The 362-nt window shown below is 33.4% G+C and carries 1 pseudogene; it reads right to left on the bottom strand.

Annotation, left to right across the window (positions count from 1 at the left end):
- Positions 1-362: pseudogene (locus tag FUA24_RS23680) on the bottom strand (NAD-dependent DNA ligase LigA); the annotation flags it as partial.

Genomic DNA, 362 nt, shown 5'->3' with positions numbered 1-362 from the left:
GATCTTTTGTTAATTGATATAAATCGGCATAATTATTTATAAGTCCTGCATTTACTAAAAGTGCTACGGTTTCACCTCCCAATCCTTCAATATCCATAGCTTTTCTTGATATGTAATGCTGAATTCTACCTATAATTTGCGGGTTACAGCCATTATAATTAGGGCAATAATGTTGTGCTTCGCCTTCTTTTCGTATTAATTCTGTACCACACTCAGGGCAATGTGTAATATATGTAGTGGGTTGAGAATTTGGCAAACGTTTTGTTACATCAACGCCTAAAATTTTAGGAATAATTTCTCCACCTTTTTCTACATATACTTCATCACCTATTCTAACGTCTAATTTTTCAATTTGATCAGCA

Source organism: Seonamhaeicola marinus (genome assembly GCF_008085455.1).
This window is presented reverse-complemented; position numbering and strand designations above follow the sequence as displayed.